This window comes from Bradyrhizobium sp. CCBAU 11434, from assembly GCF_028128895.1.
GTDB lineage: Bacteria > Pseudomonadota > Alphaproteobacteria > Rhizobiales > Xanthobacteraceae > Bradyrhizobium > Bradyrhizobium zhengyangense.
Genome location: NZ_LBJX01000103.1, coordinates 286504 through 305992, shown reverse-complemented (window position 1 = coordinate 305992; position 19489 = coordinate 286504). Strand labels below are relative to the sequence as shown.

The following is a 19489-nucleotide window of genomic DNA, read 5'->3' as shown; positions in this document are numbered from 1 at the left end:
CAATCATGAGGCTGTGTTCGCAAGGGACTCGGCAAATGATCGCAGCGCCGCGATGCCAGGCAGGAAGAAATATTCGCCGCCGCGCGTGCTCACGAACGCCGGCAGGCCCTGCAATCGACGCCGCGGCGCGCCGGCACGCGGGATCGTGAAGCTTCCGCTCCCGTCATTGCCGCCGATAACAGGGTCCTTGTCGTTTCCGAGGCCGGCGAAGTCGCCATCGTTGATCCAGACCTTCTGCACGAACTCGAATTGACGGGCGATGTCGGCGTTCACAAGCAACATGATGGCGCCGCGCGCGGCACCGTCGTCGGCCGCGGCGTCCGCAGGCAGGCGCGCGCCGTAGGGCAAGCCCTGGCGCAGCAGCCGATGCCGATGGACGGATGCACCATTCGGACCTGATAATCCCGAGCGCGGATTGAGGCGGCGCACATGGGCCCCGATCGGGCAATTCGTCCCGCGCAAATCGTCGAGATAGGTAAAGTCATTATTTCGACTGGCGTCCGCAGCGAGACCAGGGTCGTCCCGTTCTGCGGCCAGGGCCAGCGGCGCGCCGCTTTGCCAGCGTCCCATCATCTTTGCCGCCAGCCGTGCGACGTCAATCTCCTCGCCGGCGGAGCGCCGCAGAAAATCCCTGAAGGCAAAGACATGCTGGTGAAGCTTGCGCAACACCACGAAGCTGCCGTTGCGGCTCAGGCTTGCCGGGCTGGGCAAGTCAGGAACGGCACCGGTCTCGTCACGCTGTCCGAGGACGAACTCACCCGCCCTCAGGGCGCGCCAACCGCCTGCATCAGGGACGCCCGCGCCGGGCAAGAGCGGGTCCCCGCTGCCCTCGATCGCAGGTTGGGTAATCCCGTCACGGTAGCCGAAGTGCTCGATCGCGACGGGCTGGCCATCCGGCCCGGGCAGCAATTGCGCATCGATGGCAGCGAGCGCACTCAGGCCGTTATCGCCGATATCAGACAGCAATGCTGCCGAAGCGGCATCGCGGTCCGCAGAGGTCATCGCACTGACCACGACGAGCGCATGCACGCGCTTGTCGAACGGTGCGTCCCACCGCGCCGGAGCGCTGTCGCCGACGTCGCCGAGCCGATCCGCGCGCGCCGCCATTCCCTGCTGGAATTCCTGTGGGAAGCTCGCGAGGCTCGGCTGTGGCGTAGCGATCGCCGACAGCCCCTGCCACGAGAGGGCTACGTTGAAGGCGAGTGGAGGCGATGCGTCCAGACCCGCCACGGTCGTGCATCGCCCGGCAACGCCACCGAACCATTGCCGGGCTCGCGCCGGATCGCTCACATCAAGCAGATGATATCGCGCGAACGGGAAGCGATAGGGCCGCATCGCCATGCCCTGGATATCGTTCCGATCCAGCTCGCTGGCATCGGATGGGGCAGGCATTGTCCGTCAACCGATCTGGTCGAGGAATGTGTCGAACTTGCCCTTCCAGTCCAGCGCCTTGTTGATGTCGGCAACGGTGGAGTTCGGATAGGCGCAATAATAGCCGGTGGTTTCGATGGCGCTGCCGAGAATGTAATCGCGCAGCTTTGGATAATCGCGCGCGCCCGGATAGCCTTCGCAATGGCCCCAGATCGCGTCGATCCCGTCGGGGGCACGCTCGGCGAAATCGCGCATATAGTCTTCGACGTCGCCGTCGAAATTCGTCGCGAACAACAAGCGCGTGTCATTGTCGAAAATGACCCAGCGCACGATATGGATGGTGCCGAGAGACGAGATCTTGCCGCCGTTTGCGGCGGTCAGCCCCTGGAGGGTCCTGCGTAACGCGTCGGCATGATCGGGAAGGATCTTGGTGATTGCGGTGATGGCGCTGATCTTACCCATGGTCAGTACAACGGACATGGCAATTCCTCCTGTTATCCGCCTGAGCCGTTGCGAACGGCTCAATCGCGGCGTGGCTGCATACGTCCCCCTGATTGCTTCGCGTAGGCATACTATCATGTTTGCAACTACAATGTGTGACGTGCTTCACGCATCGCCTGCGACATTCAAGCCGCGGCGCGATGCGCGAAGCGGCGAGGCATATGCCATCATGAAATAGTGCAGCACTGCTTCCCCACCGTCATTGCGAGCGCAGCGACTTGTCCGCCGAAGCCTTGGCGAGGGCGGAAGCAATCCAGACTCTTTCCGCGGAGAGACTCTGGATTGCTTCGCTGCGCTCGCAATGACGAGGATGCGGCAGCCACTTATCGTAATTGCGCAGAGATGGTGGGCACGGCGCTGTGCGCCTTTGCCCACCCTCCGAGTGCGGTGGACGTGATTGATACTTGCGCTTATTCCGCGAGACTCACCGCTGACGCAGCTCTCGTAGGGTGGGCAAAGCGACAGCGTGCCCACGTCGCCTAAATGGCGGGCACGCCGTACCCAAAACGTCATTGCGAGTTGCGCTCGCAATGAAGGGTGTGATGGACGGCAGCTGTCTTCACGCAGTCATTGCGAGGAGCTCTTGCGACGAAGCAATCCAGTGCTGCCGCACGCTCCGCCGTCATCCCCGCGCAACCGCGAAGCGGTTGTCGCTGGAGGTACGCGCCTCAGGATGACGCTTGAGCTTGTGGCTAAACTGTCGCCCGGATGGAGCGCACCTACGTCGGCCTCAATAATTATACCGCACGCCGACGCTAAATCCCTGCGCGAGCAGGTTCGTCGTGTTCATCACCGGCAGCGGCCGGGTCGGGCCCGCCGGCGGTCCTGGCGGAATCAGGTTCGGATTGATGGTGGTATCGATCAGCCCGCCAGCGCGCTGCACGCCGGTCCAGTACAGCACGTCGTAGCCGACGGTCAGACGCCAGGCGGGCGCAATCTCATAGCCCGCCTTCAGCGACAGCTCCGGCACCGCGGCGAATTTGGTCTGCGAGAAATGGCCGCTGTTGCTGGCGAGCGCGAGGAAGCCGCCCGGCACCGTCGTGGTGACCGCGGCGATCGTCGAAATCGTCGAGCCCGCAACGTCGGCGGTGTTGAGGTTTGCGCCGAGTGCGACCTTGCCGCGCCACTCCAGCGACCACGGGCCATTGCGCCAGTCGCCGGCGAGGCCGAGGTCGAGGCCGTGGAAGTTGCTCGCCGCCTTGAAATTGTCTGTCGACGTGAAGTCGCCGAAGGCGAGGCTGGTCGAGGTGCCGGTGATCCACAGCGTGTCGGAGGCGCGTAAGTAGCGATAGCCGATCAGCGCACTGATGCGCTGCCCGTTCCAGGCGCCGAATTCCTGGCGATAGAGCGCGCCGGCGCCGAGCAGGTGCGATGTCTCGTTGGCGTTGACGCTGCCGGTGAAGACGCCTGGAAAACTTGCGATCAACGCGTCGGGAAGTCCCGTCAGCGCGTTGGTGAAAGGCTGCGTCAGGATCGGAGTGGCACCGGAATTGGCGGCAAAGCCGGTCGAAGCGTTCTCCAACCCGAAGAATGACGCCTCGACGCCGCGGCTCCGCTGCGGGTCGAACCAGTATCCGGCGGTGATGCGTCCGCCCGAGCGCCAGTCATTGTTGACGCTGGAATTGCCGAACAGCACGGTCGTGGTCGGCTGCCCGAGCACGCCGGCTGTGCCCAGCGGCGTGCCGACCGGCGCCGTCGTCACCAGCGCCGGCAGCTTGTCCCCGGTCACGCTCCAGGCGAGATAGTCGGCCTCGGCCCAGAACGGATTGAAATCGACCGCTTTCGGCGGCGCCTTGAGCGGCAGGTCGGCGGCGAATGCGCCGCTCCCCAGCACGATGGCCGCAAATGCCACGCCGACCGCTACCGCCCGTCGATTCATCTGCCGTCCCCAAGGTTCCGCGGACTGAACCATGCGCGATTCTGTTCGGCAAGGCGGAGTGGACAGGGCCACGAAGGAAACCTGCGGCTGTTGCCGCAAAGCCTCGTTGTCGAAACGCCGCTAGCTGTCGAAGTTCACCGCCGTCGTATTCGCCCCGCAGACCAGCACCGCGATGCGCTCGCCAGGCGAAGGACGATAGCGGCCGGAGAGCAGCGCTGCAAACGCGGCCGCGCCGCCGGGCTCGGTGACGAGGCGCAAGGTCGACCACAGCGCGTTCTGCGCCTGCCGGATCGCATCGTCGCTGACGAGGACGACGCGCTCGACATGCGCGCGCGCGATCGGGAACATCAACTCGCCGACGCGCCGCGGCGCGAGGCTGTCGGCGGCGAGGCCGCCCGCCGGCGCATCGACCGGGGCGCCTGCTGCGAACGCATCGTGCAGGGTCGGCGAGAGCTCGGGCTCGACGGCAATGATGCGCGTCCTGCCCGCGCTCCACGCCGCAATGCCGCCGATCAGCCCGCCACCGCCGACGGCCACCAGCAGCGTGTCGATATCGGGCGCGTCCTGCTCCAGCTCCAGTCCAACGCTGCCCTGGCCGAGCAGGGTTTCGGCCTGGTCGTAGGCGTGAACGGCAAGCGCGCCGGTCCGCGCCAACTGCGCTTCGCTGGCCGCGAGCGCATCGGCATAGCGGTTGCCTGCGATCACGAGCTCGGCGCCATAGAACCTGATCCGTTCGGCCTTGGCCGGCGAGGTGATGTCAGGAACGAAAATCGTCGCGGGAATCCCGAGCTGCTGCGCCGCATAGGCGACGGCCGCGCCGTGATTGCCGCCGGATGCGGCGACGATTCCGGCTTGCGGCACCTGCCGCAGCAGCAGGTTGGCAAAGGCGCCGCGCGCCTTGAACGATCCGGAATGCTGCAGCATTTCGAGCTTGAAGATGACGGGCGCCGCCGGCAGGCCGAAATCGGCGAGATCGGCCCGGAGCAGCGGCGTGCGGCGGATGTGCGGACGGATGACGGCCTCGGTCGCCGCGATCCGCTCGCGGGTGATGTCTGATGGTGCTGTCATGGCGGTGAATGCTAGCGTATCAGGGTGTTGACATCAATTAGGTATTTAGCAAAATGGCTAAATGAAGTTTGCAACCGCGATGCGCGCCTTGGCCAACGAGCGGCGCCTGCAGATCCTGGAATGGCTGCGGGATCCGCGGCGGCATTTTCGGGCGCAGGTCGACGGCGACTTGGTCGAGGACGGTGTCTGCGGCCTGCTAATCGCCGAGAAGCTCGGCGTCAGCGCACCGACCGTGAGCGAGCACATGCGTGTGCTGACATCGGCAAAACTGGTGCGTGCCAAGCGCATCAAGCAATGGACCATGTACAAGCGCGACGAGACGGCGATCGCGGCCTTGAAGCGCGCTATCCGGGACGGGCTGTGAGGCGAGTGGTCTCGTAGCCCGGATGGAGCGGAGCGCAATCCGGGACAGCGGACCCGGATTCCGCTCCGCTTCATGCGGGCTACATAATTTTCTCAAAACACCTCTTGCCTCCCGCGCGCCAGCGAAAACCCGTGCTGCATGGCATTGAAGCACGTCAGCCCGGTCTGTTCCGAGCGGCAGGTGAATCCTGCGCGCTGCCATATCTCGCCATAGGCGAGCACCGGCAGTGATGGGTCCACGACGGTGTCGCCGGCGCAAATGCGCGCGGAGCCGCCCCTGGCGTCACCCCTGGCGGTCATCGCGAAGGCGTGGCCATAGTCGAGCTCGCAGTCCGGCGGCCGTCGCGGCGGCGTGTCGATTGTCAGTATGTCGCAGCGAAGTGTGTCCTGGCCGTTGTCGGCGAAGACCTGGCAGGCGATGTTCTTCGACGGCATCTGGAAGCCAATCGGACGGTCCTGCGCGCGCGCGAGGGTTGCCACGGCGAGCAGGGCGAGCACGGTGAATGATCGCAATAACATGACAGGATTCCCGTTGGGTCGGCGTTGCATTGATTCCGCGTTGTTGCGCTGTGTGCAATGCTCTCCTTCCAAGATATTTGTTGCGCATCCCGCGCAATGACGATGAACTGATCGGCCCTGCCTTATCCCATGCCAGAGAAGAGCGAGAACCATGTTCCTGATTGGCCAATATGATTCCCCCTTCGTCCGCCGCGTCGCGATTGCGCTGCGGCTTTACGGGCTCGCATTCGAGCACAAGCCGTGGTCGACCTTCGGCGATGCCGACAAGATCGCGCCGTACAATCCGCTGCGCCGCGTGCCGACGCTGGTGCTCGATGATGGCGAGGCTCTGATCGAGAGCACGATCATCCTGGATTATCTCGACGAGCTCGTCGGGCCTGACAAGGCGATGCTGCCGCGAAACGGCGTCGATCGGCGCAAGCACCTGCGCATCTGCGCGCTCGCGACCGGCCTCGGCGACAAGGCGGTCAGCCTGCTCTATGAGCGCGTGCTGCGGAAGGAGCAGCTCGCGCTATGGGTCGAACGCTGCCGGGCGCAGATCGGCGACGTGCTTGGGGTGTTGGAAGCCGAGCGCGCCAAGGTGACGACGCCGTATTGGCTGGGGACGCGCATAGGTCATGCCGATATTGCGGTGGCCTGCGTCGTCCGCTTCACCCGCGAGGCGCACCCCGACCTGTTCGACGCGGCGCGCTATCCGGCGCTCGCGGCCCATGCCGATCGCTGCGAGGCGCTGGCGCCGTTCAAGGACATCGTGCAGCCGCTGGCGCCGCCGAAGGGGTAGGCCGGGCTGTCATTCCGGGGCGCGCCACTTGGCGCGAGCCCGGAATCCATCGCGCGACCGGTGACGTGGATAAATGGATTCCGGGCTCGCGCTTCGCGCGCCCCGGAATGACGATATCAGGCGAGACACCCGATTTTGCACTTATACAGGTGTTTTGCCCGACGGAGCAAGCATTTTTCGGTAATATCGAAAAAACACCGGGCGCTGCAACCCCATCCCTACTGTGCATGGGGTTGTTTTCGCCTCTTGCGTTCGGGAGCGCTTATCCCGCCCCCGCGCGCTTCTTCTGCCAGACCAGATGCACCGCACAGGTGCAGCCGGGCGGATGCGAGGCGAGGTCGCTCGACGTCTCGTCGTTCGCGGGGGTCGCCTTGAACGCCTTGTCGGCTCCCTGCTGCGACGGGATGTAGTTCAGCACCGGCGCGAGCCAGCGCTCGGTCTCCGCCACGCTCAAGCCCTTGCGTGCGGCATAGTCCTCGACCTGGTCGCGCTCGATCTTGCCGACGCCGAAATAATAGCTCTCGGGGCTGGCGAAATAGAGCCCTGACACCGATGAGCCCGGCCACATCGCAAAGCTTTCGGTCAGCTTCACGCCGGCGGTCGCTTCCGCATCGAGCAGCTCGAACAGCGTGGCCTTCTCGGTGTGATCGGGCTGCGCGGGATAGCCGGGCGCGGGGCGGATGCCCTGATACTTTTCGAGGATCAGATCCTCGCTGGAGAGCGCCTCGTCGGGCGCATAGGCCCAGAACTCGCGGCGCACGCGGGCATGCATGGCTTCCGCGAAGGCTTCGGCCAGGCGATCGGCCAGCGCCTTGCACAGGATCGAGGAGTAGTCGTCGTTGGCCATCTTGAAGCGGTCGGCGACGGCATCCTCGCCGATGCCGGCGGTGACGACGAAGCCGCCGACATAGTCGGGCACGCCTGCGGGTGCGACGAAGTCTGAGAGCGCGGCGTTGAAACGGCCCTCGCGCTTCTCGAGCTGCTGGCGCAGCGTGTGCAGCGTCGCGATGCTCTTGGTCCTGGTATCGTCGGCATAGAGCACGATGTCATCGCCCTGCGCATTCGCCGGCCAGAAGCCGACGGTGGCGCGGGCGCGGAACCATTTTTCCTTCACGATGGTGTCGAGCATCTTGCGCGCATCGTCATAGAGCGAGCGCGCGACCTCGCCGACCTTCTCGTCCTTGAGGATCGCGGGGAAGCGGCCGGCCAGCTCCCAGGTCTGGAAGAACGGCGTCCAGTCGATATAGGGCACGAGCTCGGCGAGATCGTAGTCGTCAAAACTCTTGATGCCGAGGAAGGTCGGCTTCACCGGCTTGCTCCTGGCAAAATCGACCGGCACGCGGTTCTTGCGGGCGTCAGCCAGCTTCAGCCGCTTCTTGTCGGCTTGCGCGCGCAGATGCGCCTCCGAGATCTTGGCGTATTCGGCGCGCACCTCGGCAGCATACGCCTCGCGCTTCTCAGGCGAGAGCAGCGAGGAGGCGACACCGACGGCGCGGCTGGCGTCGTTGACGTGAACGACGGGCCCGGCGCGATAGCTCGGGTCGATCTTCACGGCCGTATGCACGCGGCTCGTCGTCGCGCCGCCGATCAAGAGCGGCAGCTTCAGGCCTTCGCGCTGCAGTTCGCCGGCGAAGAATGCCATCTCGTCGAGCGAGGGCGTGATCAGGCCCGAGAGACCGACGATGTCGGCCTTCTCCGCCTTCACGGTCTCGACGATCTTGGCGGCCGGCACCATCACGCCGAGATCGATGACCTCGTAATTGTTGCACTGGAGCACGATGCCGACGATGTTCTTGCCGATATCGTGGACGTCGCCCTTCACGGTCGCGAGCACGATCTTGCCGGCGGAGCTCGAGCCTTCGGTGCCAACGCCATTGGCGAGGTTGCGCGCCTTCTCCTCCTCCATGAACGGCATCAGCCAGGCCACCGCCTGCTTCATGACGCGCGCCGACTTCACCACCTGCGGCAGGAACATCTTGCCGTCGCCGAAGAGGTCGCCGACCACGTTCATGCCGGCCATCAGCGGTCCCTCGATCACGTCGAGCGGGCGCGAGGAATTCTTGCGGGCTTCCTCGGTGTCCTGCTCGATGAACTCGGTGATCCCGTGCACCAGCGAATGCGACAGCCGCTTCTCCACCGGCCATTCGCGCCAGGCGAGATCAGCTTCCTTGGTTTCGGTCTTCTTGCCGCGGAATTTCTCAGCGAGTGCCAGCAGGCGCTCGGAGGCTCCGGGGTCGCGGTTGAGGACGACGTCCTCGCAGGTCTGGCGCAGCTCGGGATCGATGTCGTCATAGACGATCATCTGCCCGGCATTGACGATGCCCATGTCCATGCCGGCCTTGATGGCGTGATACAGGAACACCGAGTGCATGGCCTCGCGCACGGGCTCGTTGCCGCGGAACGAGAACGACAGGTTCGACACGCCGCCCGAGATATGCGCGCCCGGCAGGTTCTGGCGAATCCAGCGCGTCGCCTCGATGAAGTCGACGCCGTAATTGTTGTGCTCCTCGATGCCGGTCGCGATCGCGAAGATATTCGGATCGAAGATGATGTCCTCGGGCGGGAAGCCGACCCGGTTGACCAGGATGTCGTAGGCACGTTTGCAGATCTCGGTCTTGCGCGCGAACGTGTCGGCCTGGCCGACCTCGTCGAACGCCATCACGACCACGGCCGCGCCGTGGCGCCGCGCGATCTTGGCCTCGTGGATGAACTTGTCCTCGCCTTCCTTCATCGAGATCGAATTGACCACCGGCTTGCCCTGCACGCATTTCAGGCCGGCTTCGATCACCGAGAACTTTGACGAGTCGACCATGACAGGGACGCGGGCGATATCCGGCTCGGCGGCGACGAGGTTGAGGAAGGTCACCATCGCGGCTTCCGAATCCAGAAGCCCTTCGTCCATGTTGACGTCGATGATCTGCGCGCCGTTCTCGACCTGGTCGCGTGCGACTTGAAGAGCGGCGGTGTAGTCGCCGTTCGTGATCAGCTTGCGGAAGCGGGCGGAACCCGTGACGTTGGTACGCTCGCCGACGTTCACGAACGGAATCGCATCCGTCAGCACAAAGGGCTCGAGGCCGGAGAGTCGGAGCTTCGGTGCGATCTCAGGCACGATGCGCGGCTTGTGCGGGGCGACAGCGGCGGCGATCGCCGCGATATGATCAGGCGTGGTGCCGCAGCAGCCGCCGACGATGTTGACGAGGCCGTCGCGGGCGAACTCGCCGACGAGACGGGCCATGTACTCCGGCGTCTCGTCATACTGGCCGAATTCGTTGGGCAGGCCGGCGTTCGGATAGGCGCAGACCAGCGTGTCCGCGACGCGACCGATATCGGCGATATGCGCGCGCAAATCTTCAGCGCCGAGCGCGCAGTTGAAACCGATGGTGACGGGCTTGGCGTGCTGCACCGAATTCCAGAACGCCTCCGGCATCTGGCCCGAGAGCAGGCGGCCGGACTTGTCGGTGATGGTGCCAGACACCATCACCGGCATGTCGATGCCGAGCTCTTCGGTGATCTCGGCGATCGCATAGAGCGCTGCCTTGGCGTTCAGCGTATCGAAGATGGTCTCGACCAGCAGCAGGTCGACGCCGCCATCGATCAGGCCGCGGATCTGCTCGCCATAGGATTTGCGCAGATCATCGAAGGTGACGGCGCGGTAGCCGGGATTGGCCACATCAGGCGAGATCGAGGCGGTGCGGTTGGTCGGACCAATCGCACCCGCAACGAAGCGCGGCTTGCCGTCTTCGGCGGCGACGCGCCGGGCGGCATTGCCGGCGAGGCGGGCGCCGTCGCGCGCCATCTCGTAGACGATGTCGGTGAGATCGTAGTCGGCCTGCGCGATCGAGGTGGTCGAGAAGGTATTGGTCGCGACGATGTCGGCGCCGGCGCGCAAATAGGCCGCGTGGATATCCTCGATCGCCTGCGGCTGGGTCAGGATCAACAGGTCATTGTTGCCGCGCAGGTCGCGATGAAAGTTCTTGAAGCGCTCGCCGCGGAAGGCCGCCTCGTCGAACTGCAGGTTCTGGATCATCGTGCCCATGGCGCCGTCGAGCACGAGGATGCGCTCGCGCGCAGCGTGGATCAGGGCGGTTCGCTTGGGCGAGGGGGATACGGTCATGGTGTCTTAAGCCGCCTTCTGCGCGCTCTTGGCGCGGATGCCGAGCAAATGGCTGATCGCGAACACGAGATCGGCGCGGTTCATGGTGTAGAAATGGAAGGTATCGACGCCGTGCTTTGCCAGTTTCTGCACCTGGCCGGCCGCAACGGTCGCGGCGACCAGCTTGCGGGTTTCGGCGTCGTTATCGAGGCCTTCGAATTTCGCGGCGAACCAATCCGGCACGGTGGTGCCGGCCCGGGTGACGAAATTGCGCGCCTGCTTGAAATTGTGCATGGGCATGATGCCCGGCACGATCGGGATGTTGATGCCGCGCGCGCGGACGCGGTCGAGATAACGGAAGTAGAGGTCGTTGTCGAAGAACACCTGGGTGATCGCGCGCGTCGCGCCGGCGTCGACCTTGGCCTTCAGCGTATCGATATCGGCGTCGAAGTCGCGCGCCTCAGGGTGCTTCTCGGGATAGGCCGAGACGGACACCTCGATATCCGCGTGCCGCTTCTTGATTCCGGCGACGAGGTCGGCAGAACTCTGGTAGCCGTCCGGATGGCTGGAGTAGGGCGTGCCGATGCCGCCGGCGGGATCGCCGCGCAAGGCCACGATGTGGCGGACACCGACCTCGTGGTAGCGATCGACGATCTCGTCGATCTCGCCGCGCGACGCGCCCACGCAGGTCAGGTGCGCGGCCGGCAGCAGTGCGGTCTCCTTGAGAATCCGGGAAATGGTCGAATGGGTGCGCTCGCGGGTCGAGCCGCCGGCGCCATAGGTCACCGAGACGAATTTCGGGTCGAGCGGGGCGAGGCGATTGATGGTCTCCCAGAGATTCCGCTCCATATCTTCCGTCTTGGGCGGAAAGAACTCGAACGAGATCGCAGGCCGCCTCAGGTGCCCGTCGCGGCCGTCGGTCTGGGTAGGCGTCGTCGTCTCGGTCATGGCACCACTCGCTCCAGGGGCTCACCAAAGGTCCGGCGGCCGGCGGTCTATCTTGAGAGGGCCTAAGATAGGGCAAGGGTGAATTCCCCGACAGCCCATCGCAGATGGGAAGTGGCCCACTTTGCGTTAAAAAGCCATCAATATTGCGGTGCATAGGTCTCGAGTGGGAAGCTGTTTATAACGAAATATTCTGTAATAATATCAATAATATAAAACGATTTTTCTGCCAGCGAGATGCGTCTCTGTGCTGTGGGCAAGGTGAATTCTGCATCGCGAGTGACCGGATCGTCCCAACCTACGTGTTGCAGGACACCCGGCCTCTCCGCCCGCACACGCCAGACCTGCGCTGTCGACCCATTGCCGCCGCGCCGCCCTCCACTACGTTAACCGGCCATGATCCCGCTCTCAGTCCTCGACCTCTCCGTCGTCACCACAGGCACCAAACCCGCCGCGGCGTTGCGCAACAGCATCGATTTGGCGCGCCATGTCGACGGGCTTGGCTATGTCCGCTACTGGCTCGCCGAGCACCACAACCTCGCCTCGGTGGCGAGCCCGGCGCCCGACGTGATGATCGGGCAGATCGCGGCGGTGACGAAGCATATCCGCGTCGGCTCCGGCGGTGTCATGCTGCCCAACCACGCGCCGCTGGTGGTAGCCGAGCGCTTCAAGATGCTTGAGGCGTTGTTTCCGGGCCGCATTGACCTTGGCCTTGGCCGTGCACCCGGCACCGACGGCGCCACGGCCTATGCGCTGCGCAGCCGGCTCGACCGTCGCGAGGGCGACGATTTTCTGGAGCGGCTGCACGAATTGATTTTGTGGGAGACCCGCGAGTTCCCCGCAGGCCATCCCTATCACAACGTCGTCGCGATGCCCGACGACAGCCCGCTCCCGCCGATCTGGCTGCTGGGCTCCAGCGACTATTCCTCGGAGCTAGCAGCGCAAGTCGGCATGGGCTTCGCATTTGCACATCACTTTGCGTCCCACGACGCGATCGATGCGATGGTGCATTATCGCAACCGATTCCAGCCGTCGGCCTGGCGCGCGACCCCGCATGCGATCCTCGCGGTCGCGGTCATCACGGCGGATACGGACGAGGAGGCCGAAAAGCTCGCCGCGTCATTTGATCTCAACCGTCTGCGCCGCGACCGCGGTCAATATCTGCCGCTGCCGAGCGTCGAGGAGGCGCTGGCCTATCCCTATACGGATTCCGAGCGCGTCTCGATTGCGCGCAACCGCTCGCGCCTGTTCGTCGGCAATCCGGCGACCGTGCAAAAGAAGCTGCAGCCGCTGATGGAGGCGAGCAGGCCGGACGAACTGATGGTGATCACCGCCGTCTACGACCACGAAGCGCGCAAGAAATCGTATTCGCTGCTGGCGGAGGCGTTTGGGCTGAAGAAGCAGGGAGCTTAGGTCGTCGTCCCGGACAAGCGCGCGCCGATCCGGACCCATGCGCCGCAGCAATCGTTTTACGAAGAGTCGGAGTTGCCAGCCCGCCCGACAACCACTCCCTGTGGCTATGGGCCGCGGCTCCCGTGCGCAATTGCGCACCAGGCCGGGGCGACCAACTAATCCTGCGTCTCGCTGAACGTCGCCCGGAACGGATGTCCCGGATACACGCCGACGATGCGGAATTCGCGCGAGAAGAATTTCAACTCCTCGAGCGCAAACGCCAGGCCCTTGTCTTCGGGGTGGCCGTCGACGTCAGCGTAAAACTGCGTGGCGAAGAAATTGCCGTCGACCATGTAGCTCTCGAGCTTGGTCATGTTGACGCCGTTGGTGGCAAAACCGCCGAGTGCCTTGTAAAGAGCGGCCGGCAAGTTACGCACCCGGAAAACAAAAGTCGTGACCAGCGCTCCCGAGCCTTGCGCCGCCCATTTCGGCTCGCGCGCCAGCACCACGAAGCGCGTGGTGTTGTGAGCCTCGTCCTCGATGTCCTCGGCGAGGATGTCGAGGCCGTAGATCTGCGCCGCGAGGCGCGAGGCGATCGCAGCGACGGTCTTGTCCTTGCGCTCGGAGATGTCGCGGGCGCTGCCGGCGGTATCGGCGTGCACGATCCCCTTGATACCGAGCTTGCGGATGATGCGGCGGCACTGGCCGAGCGCATGCACATGGCTCTCGACCGACTTGATGTCGGAAATCTTGGTGCCCTTGATCGCCATCAGCTGATGGCGAACCGGCAAAAACCATTCGCCGATGATGAAGAGGCCGGAGGCCGGCAAGAGATGATGGATGTCGGCGACGCGCCCCGCCACCGAATTCTCGATCGGGATCATGCCGAGGTCGGCCTCTCCCGAGGAGATCGCCGACAGCGCGTCCTCGAAGGTGGCACAGGGCATCGGCTCGGCGTCGGGATAGGCCTCGACGATGGCGATGTGGGAATTGGCGCCAGGTTCGCCCTGGAATGCGATCTTCATCTTGCTCATGACGGGCCTTGTAGCAGCGGCTCAGGATTTGGAAAGGATGCCGCGGGCGGTCTCGAGATCCGCAGGCGTGTCGACACCCCGGGGGACGGTATCGACGATAGTGAAGTCAATCCGCATTCCGGCCTCCAGGGCTCGGAGCTGCTCGAGCTTTTCCTGCAATTCCAGCGGGGAGGGCGGCAGCGAAACGTAGCGCTCCAGCGCCAAGCGGCGATAGGCGTAGAGGCCGATATGATGGTAGCGCGGTCCGTCGCCGGTCGGCGCGGTCGCGCGGGTGAAATAAAGTGCGCGCATGCGCCTGCCGCCGAGCGAGGTTCCAATCGCCTTCACGACGCTTGGGGCGAGGTCCTCTTCCTCGGTGTGGATCTGCGAGGCCAGCGTGGCGATGTCCACGGCAGGGTCTTCCAGCGGCGGCAGCACTTCACGAATGTTGTCGACCGTAATCGTCGGGAAATCCCCCTGCAGATTGACCACGATCTCGGCTTGGCCGCCAGGATCGAGCTTCTGCATGGCCTCGTGGATGCGGTCGGAGCCGGAGGGGTGCGCGGGGCTGGTCATCACCGCCTCGCCGCCATGGGCGGTCACGACGGACGCGATCTCGTCCGTGTCGGTTGCCACCGCAACCCGGCCGATACCGGCGGCCACGGCGCGCCGCATCACATGCACGATCATTGGCAGGCCGGCGATATCGGCGAGCGGCTTGCCGGGCAGGCGGGTGGCGGCCATGCGGGCCGGGATCAGCACCAGGATGCGGGGATCGATCATCGGTTCAAAGGCTTGGGTTCAAGAGCTTGGAAACGGGACGTTTTCCGCACCGAGAAATGGGGTGGGGACGGGCGGGAAGCCGGGTCGCTTATACGGGTTGCCAGACCACGGGCAAACCGATATCTGAATGGCAAAACTCGGGGAAACAATAAGGAACGTTTGATTCTCCCGAGGCTCGTCCTGGCGGCCGCCCGGCCGCTAATTCCTTCTTGCGGTGTGGGGCCTAGCCGGAAATGGACTCTTTCGAACTCAATAAGATTCTCGGTGCTGTGCTCGGCACCTGTCTCATTCTGCTGGTGACGAGCTTCACCGCCCAGGCGCTGTTCTCGCCCAAGATGCCGGAAAAGCCGGGCTTCGAGATCGCCGTGAAGGAAGAAGCTGGTGACAAGGGTGGCGCCGCCGCGGCCGCAGCCCCGTCCGAGCCGATCGAAAAGCTGCTCCAGACCGCCTCCGTCGAGAAGGGTGCTGCTGCCGCCAAGAAATGCGGCGCCTGCCACACCTTCGAGAAGGGGGGCCCGAACCGCGTCGGTCCGAACCTCTTTGGCATCGTTGACGATCACCGTGGCGAAGGCCGCAACGGCTTCAACTTCTCGGCCGCGATGAAGGCCAAGGGCGGCACCTGGACCATCGACGAGCTGAACAAGTTCATCGCCAACCCGAAGGGTGACATCCCCGGCACCGCGATGGGTTTTGCCGGTATCCCGAAGGACTCGGAGCGCGCCGACGTCATCGCCTATCTGAACAGCCTCTCCGACAGCCCGAAGCCGCTCCCGACCGCGGCGAAATAAGGCTCTTCGGTTTCAATTTGGAATGTGCGGCCAGGCCCCAAAGCCTGGCCGTTTCCATATCCGGGGCTCGCGGCGTTGTTATCGGGGCGTTTGGCCGCATCTGACGGGCCGTCCGGCCTTCCAAGATGAGGAAAAAGCAACATATTCCGTCGAAACCTCGCCTATATTGAGCACTTAAAGGGGTAACCTCCTTCAAGACTGGGATGTTGATTTGGCCATTACCCGACGCGATCTCCTGCTCACCGGCGCGGCCGTTGCCGCGCTTCCCGTCCTCGGCTCTGCGGCGGGTGTTCCCGTCGTCGGCACGGCAGAGGCGCAATCGGCCGGTGAACTCCCTTGGCGCCATGCGTTGTCGCTGTTCGGCGACATCAAATATCCCGCCGGCTTCAAGCGCTTCGACTATGTCAATCCGGACGCGCCCAAGGGCGGAGTCGCGCGGCTGATCTCGCTCGGGACTTTCGACAATTTCAACCTCGCGGTTGCCGGCATCAAGGGCTCGCTCGCGCCGGCCGCGGCGCTGATCTACGAAACCTTGATGACGCGCGCCCAGGACGAGGTCGCCACCGAATATGGCGAGCTCGCCGAATCCGCGCAGCATCCGGACGATTTCTCCTGGGTGACCTATCGCTTGCGGAAAGAGGCGCGCTGGCACGATGGCAAGCCGGTGACGCCGGAGGACGTGATCTTCTCGCTCGAGACGTTCAAGAAGCAGTCGCCCATGTACGCGTCCTACTACCGTCATGTGGTGAAGGCCGAGAAAGTCGGTGAAGGTGACGTCAAGTTCACTTTCGACGCGCCGGGCAACCGCGAATTGCCGACCATCGTGGGCGAGCTGACGGTGCTGCCGAAGCATTGGTGGGAAGGCACCGATGCGCAGGGGCGCAAGCGCGATGTCAGCGCGACCACGCTGGAGCCGCCGCTCGGCTCCGGCCCGTACAAGATCAAGGAATTCGTGGCCGGACGCTCGGTCAAGCTCGAACGCGTGAAGGATTATTGGGGCGCCAACGTCCCGAGCCAGATCGGTACCAACAATTTCGACGAGCTGCGTTTCGAGTTCTTCCGCGACAACCTCGTCGCGCTGGAAGCCTTCAAGGCCGATCAGGCCGACTGGATTGCCGAAAACTCGGCCAAGCAGTGGGCCAAGGCCTACGATTTCCCCGCCGTGGCCGAGAAGCGCGTGCTCAAGGAAGAATTCCCGATCAACGATTCCGGCCGCATGCAGGCCTTCGCCTTCAACATCCGCCGCGACCAGTTCAAGGACGCGCGGCTGCGCCGTGCCTTCAACTACGCCTTCGACTTCGAGGAGATGAACAAGCAGCTGTTCTACGGCCAGTACAAGCGCATCAACAGCTATTTCGAGGGGACCGACCTTGCGTCCTCCGGCCTGCCGCAGGGGCAGGAACTGGAGATCCTTCAAGCCGTGAAGGACAAGGTGCCGCCGGAGGTCTTCACCACGGCCTACCAGAATCCGGTCGGCGGCAACCCGGAAGCCGTGCGCGCCAATCTGCGCGAGGCAGCAGGGCTGCTCAAGGAAGCCGGCTTCGAGGTGAAGGACCACAAGCTGGTCGACAGCGCTGGAAAGCCGCTTTCGGTCGAGATCCTGGTGCAGGACCCGTCGTCGGAGCGCATCGCGCTGTTCTACAAGCCCTCGTTGGAGCGGATCGGCGTCAGCACCTCGATCCGCGTCGTCGACGATGCGCAATACCAGAACCGGCTGCGTAGCTTCGACTTCGATATGATCATCGATCAATGGGGCGAGTCGCTTTCGCCCGGCAACGAGCAGCGCGAGTTCTGGGGCTCACAGGCCGCCGACATGCCGGGTGCGCGCAACACCATCGGCATCAAGAATCCCGCGATCGATGCGTTGATCGAGAAGGTGATCTACGCCAAGGACCGTGCCCAGCTTGTCGCAGCGACCCACGCACTCGATCGCGTGCTGCTGTGGAATTTCTACCTGGTGCCGCAATTCACCTACGGCTTCACGCGCTACGCCCGCTGGGACCGCTTCAGCCATGCCGAGCCGCTGCCGAAATACGGCCGGTCCGGCCTGCCGACGCTGTGGTGGTATGACGCTGACAAGGCGGCGCGTATCGGAAAACGCTCTTGAGGAAACAATTGCGCATGGCGCAGCTTTCACGCCGGCATGTGCTGGTCCTCGGTGTCGGCGGCGCGCTCAGCGCTGCCGCACTCCGTGGCGCAGCGGCGTCCGAGGGGCCGGCCGAAGCCCACGGCATTTCGGCCTTCGGCGATCTCAAATATCCCGCCGACTTTCACCATTTCGGCTACGTCAATCCTGACGCGCCGAAGGGCGGTGCGTTTTCGCTGATCCCGTCGGTCCGGGCCTACAACCAGTCCTATTTCACGTTTTCTTCGCTCAACGCCTACATCATGAAGGGCGAGGGCGCGCAGGGCATGGACATGACTTTCGCGGCGCTGATGGCGCGCGCCAATGACGAGCCCGACGCGATGTATGGGCTGGCGGCGAAATCGGTGCGTATCTCGCCGGACAAGCTGGCCTACACCTTCACGATCAGGCCCGAGGCGCGTTTCCACGACGGCTCGAAGCTCACGGCGCATGACGTTGCCTTCTCGTTCAATGCGCTGAAGGACAAGGGGCATCCGCTGATCGTCGTACAGCTCCGCGATTTCGTGAAGGCCGAGGCGCTCGATGACGCTACGGTGGTCGTCACCTTTGCGCCGAACCGCGCCCGCGACGTGCCACTCTATGTCGCGAGCCTGCCGATCTTCTCGAAGGCGTACTATGCCACGCGCGCCTTCGATGAATCGACGCTCGACACGCCGCTGGGCTCCGGCCCCTACAAGGTCGGCAGGTTCGAGGTGAACCGCTACATCGAATACGACCGCGTCAAGGACTGGTGGGGCGCCGACCTGCCGGTCTGCCGCGGCAGCTACAATTTCGACACGGTGCGCTACGAATTCTACCGCGACCGCGACGTCGCCTTCGAGGGCTTCACCGGCAAGAACTACCTGTTCCGCGAGGAGCTCACCTCGCGCATCTGGGCCACGCGCTACGATTTCCCCGCGGTGAAGGACGGTCGCGTCAAGCAGGAGCAACTGCCGGACGAGACCCCGTCGGGCGCGCAGGGCTGGTTCATCAATACGCGCCGCGACAAGTTCGCGGATCCGCGCGTGCGCGAGGCGCTGATCTGCGCCTTCGACTTCGAGTGGACCAACAAGTCGATCATGTACGGCGCCTATGCGCGCACGCAATCGCCGTTTCAGAACTCCGACATGATGGTATCGGGCCCGCTTTCGCCGGAAGAGCTCGCGCTGCTGGAGCCCTTCCGTGGCAAAGTGCCCGACGAAGTGTTCGGCCAGCCTTTCGTGCCGCCGGTGTCGGATGGGTCGGGACAGGACCGGGCCCTGCTGCGCAGGGCAGGCGAGTTGCTGAACGCGGCGGGCTACATCATCAAGGACCGCAAGCGGATTCTGCCCAATGGCGAGCCCTTCACGATCGAATTCCTGAACGACGAGCAGTCGATCCAGCCGCATCACGGGCCGTATTTGAAGAACCTTGCAACGCTCGGCATCGACGCCACCTTCCGCCTGGTGGACGCCGTGCAATACCGGGCGCGGCTCGAGGATTTCGATTTCGACATGACGATCGAGCGCTTCTCGATGTCGGCGACGCCAGGCGATGCCATGCGGGCGTTCTTCTCCTCGCAGGCTGCCAAGACCAAAGGGTCGTACAATCTCGCCGGGATCTCCGATCCTGTCATCGACGCCCTCATCGACAAGATTATCGCGGCCCAGACCAGAGCGGAACTGACCACGGCGTGCCGGGCGTTCGACCGTGTGTTCCGCGCCGGGCGCTATTGGGTGCCGCAATGGTATGCGAATTTCCATCGCGTCGCCTATTGGGATCAGTTCAGCCATCCCGACAAGCCGCCGAAATATGCGCAAGGCGTCGGCGCGCCTGAGAACTGGTGGTACGATGCCGCCAAGGCCGCCAAGCTCGAGCAGGCGAAATAA

15 protein-coding genes are annotated in these 19489 nt (G+C 64.2%); 6 read left to right on the top strand and 9 right to left on the bottom strand.

Annotated features, from left to right (window positions below; genetic code table 11):
- Nucleotides 1–3: 3 nt before the first annotated feature.
- The 4 genes from XI06_RS41545 to XI06_RS41530 all read right to left on the bottom strand — a co-directional run bounded on the left by XI06_RS41545 (nt 4) and on the right by XI06_RS41530 (nt 4819).
- Nucleotides 4–1392 (bottom strand): Dyp-type peroxidase, encoded by a 1389-nt coding sequence (locus tag XI06_RS41545; RefSeq protein WP_271607919.1) that lies wholly within the window; start codon nt 1390–1392, stop codon nt 4–6.
- A 6-nt stretch (nt 1393–1398) separates the two neighbouring features.
- Nucleotides 1399–1851 carry a hypothetical protein gene (locus XI06_RS41540; RefSeq protein ID WP_237863140.1) on the bottom strand — a complete coding sequence of 151 codons (453 nt, stop codon included), beginning with the start codon at nt 1849–1851 and terminating at the stop codon, nt 1399–1401.
- Between the two features lie 751 nt (nt 1852–2602).
- Nucleotides 2603–3751: a BBP7 family outer membrane beta-barrel protein gene (locus tag XI06_RS41535; RefSeq protein ID WP_271607918.1), complete on the bottom strand. Its 1149-nt coding sequence runs from the start codon at nt 3749–3751 to the stop codon at nt 2603–2605.
- A 120-nt stretch (nt 3752–3871) separates the two neighbouring features.
- The gene (locus XI06_RS41530; protein ID WP_271607917.1) at nt 3872–4819 is read right to left on the bottom strand and encodes a threonine/serine dehydratase; all 948 of its coding nucleotides are present in this window, start codon (nt 4817–4819) and stop codon (nt 3872–3874) included.
- A gap of 61 nt (nt 4820–4880) precedes the next feature.
- Between XI06_RS41530 and XI06_RS41525 the strand changes: the two genes are divergently transcribed.
- Nucleotides 4881–5183: an ArsR/SmtB family transcription factor gene (locus tag XI06_RS41525; RefSeq protein ID WP_237863137.1), complete on the top strand. Its 303-nt coding sequence runs from the start codon at nt 4881–4883 to the stop codon at nt 5181–5183.
- A 92-nt stretch (nt 5184–5275) separates the two neighbouring features.
- Here the strand turns inward: XI06_RS41525 and XI06_RS41520 are convergent, their stop codons facing one another.
- Nucleotides 5276–5701 (bottom strand): DUF6636 domain-containing protein, encoded by a 426-nt coding sequence (locus tag XI06_RS41520; RefSeq protein WP_271607916.1) that lies wholly within the window; start codon nt 5699–5701, stop codon nt 5276–5278.
- A 151-nt stretch (nt 5702–5852) separates the two neighbouring features.
- On the opposite strand from XI06_RS41520, the gene XI06_RS41515 reads away from it, so the two are divergent.
- Entirely contained in the window at nt 5853–6482 is a 630-nt protein-coding gene (locus tag XI06_RS41515; RefSeq protein ID WP_271607915.1) for a glutathione S-transferase family protein, read from the top strand.
- A 262-nt stretch (nt 6483–6744) separates the two neighbouring features.
- Here the strand turns inward: XI06_RS41515 and metH are convergent, their stop codons facing one another.
- A complete protein-coding gene (gene metH / locus XI06_RS41510; RefSeq protein ID WP_271607914.1) occupies nt 6745–10596 on the bottom strand; it encodes a methionine synthase in 3852 nt (1283 codons plus the stop codon).
- Between the two features lie 6 nt (nt 10597–10602).
- On the bottom strand, nt 10603–11523 hold the full coding sequence (gene metF / locus XI06_RS41505; protein ID WP_237863133.1) for a methylenetetrahydrofolate reductase [NAD(P)H]: 921 nt from the start codon (nt 11521–11523) through the stop codon (nt 10603–10605).
- A 393-nt stretch (nt 11524–11916) separates the two neighbouring features.
- Here metF and XI06_RS41500 point away from each other — a divergent pair, with 393 nt between their 5' ends.
- Nucleotides 11917–12933 (top strand): LLM class flavin-dependent oxidoreductase, encoded by a 1017-nt coding sequence (locus XI06_RS41500; RefSeq protein WP_271607913.1) that lies wholly within the window; start codon nt 11917–11919, stop codon nt 12931–12933.
- Between the two features lie 155 nt (nt 12934–13088).
- Here XI06_RS41500 and XI06_RS41495 read toward each other — a convergent pair whose 3' ends face one another.
- Together XI06_RS41495 and XI06_RS41490 are read right to left on the bottom strand one after the other, a co-directional pair.
- Complete coding sequence (locus tag XI06_RS41495; protein WP_237863131.1) at nt 13089–13946, bottom strand: prephenate dehydratase; 858 nt, start codon at nt 13944–13946, stop codon at nt 13089–13091.
- 21 nt (nt 13947–13967) lie between these two features.
- Nucleotides 13968–14708, bottom strand: coding sequence for a 3-deoxy-manno-octulosonate cytidylyltransferase (locus tag XI06_RS41490; protein WP_237890269.1), 741 nt, complete (start codon nt 14706–14708; stop codon nt 13968–13970).
- A 233-nt stretch (nt 14709–14941) separates the two neighbouring features.
- On the opposite strand from XI06_RS41490, the gene XI06_RS41485 reads away from it, so the two are divergent.
- The 3 genes from XI06_RS41485 to XI06_RS41475 all read left to right on the top strand — a co-directional run bounded on the left by XI06_RS41485 (nt 14942) and on the right by XI06_RS41475 (nt 19489).
- Nucleotides 14942–15496, top strand: a complete 555-nt coding sequence (locus tag XI06_RS41485) for a c-type cytochrome (protein ID WP_237863129.1) — start codon at nt 14942–14944, stop codon at nt 15494–15496.
- A 211-nt stretch (nt 15497–15707) separates the two neighbouring features.
- Entirely contained in the window at nt 15708–17603 is a 1896-nt protein-coding gene (locus tag XI06_RS41480) for an extracellular solute-binding protein (protein WP_271607912.1), read from the top strand.
- Between the two features lie 14 nt (nt 17604–17617).
- Complete coding sequence (locus XI06_RS41475; RefSeq protein WP_271607911.1) at nt 17618–19489, top strand: extracellular solute-binding protein; 1872 nt, start codon at nt 17618–17620, stop codon at nt 19487–19489.